At 39.3% G+C, this 588-nt stretch carries 2 protein-coding genes; both read left to right on the top strand.

Going from position 1 to position 588, the window contains the following annotated elements; all coding sequences use genetic code 11:
• Positions 1-315: hypothetical protein (locus ACYVN4_RS45025; RefSeq protein WP_460730445.1), on the top strand; the 315-nt coding region annotated here is incomplete at its 5' end.
• An 80-nt stretch (positions 316-395) separates the two neighbouring features.
• Positions 396-588, top strand: a 193-nt coding sequence (locus tag ACYVN4_RS45020; RefSeq protein ID WP_460730443.1) for a hypothetical protein, incomplete at its 3' end; no start/stop codon positions are given.

Here is a 588-nt window from a genome sequence, read left to right as displayed (position 1 = left end):
GCGATGACTAAGGTCAATTCCGACTTTAAAAAGGTCGTGAAATTGGAGGTGTCTGAGATGAATTTTAAAATTTCTTGTAGCGAAACATCCACTGGAATTAGTCAAATGATTGACCTTGAACCGAAAGAATTTTCTGGTGCTGAAATTAGTTTGAGCTGTAATTCACAGTATTTAGTTGATGCGCTTGAAGCACTCACATCTATGAAAGATATCAAGTTCGTGAATATGGAAGTGAAAATTAACTCTGGACTGACGCCTTTCCTTATCAGTGCGGGCAACATCGACTATTTGTTAACGCCAGTCAAAGTATTTTAGGGGGATGATGCAGTGATAGCAGTAGCAATTTTTATTGGTGTATTCGGGCTTGGCGGCCTGTTGAGAATTGGTTATGAAAGGTGGCGAAAATAATTATCAAAATAGCGTTCAACTATGGATGTGAACAAATTGAAGTTGCGAGTATTGAAGCTATGGAAGAAATTATCGCTAGGCGAAATAACTTCATCCGGGCGTTTCACTTTAAGCATTCGGAAGTAATTCGTAAGGATACTGGTACTGCACGTAGTCATGTCAATACTGGTACCTGGAATG

The sequence above is a fragment of the Nocardia heshunensis genome, from assembly GCF_054782115.1.
The sequence above is the reverse complement of the archived record's forward strand: the minus strand, read 5'-3'. Positions and strand labels throughout refer to the sequence as shown.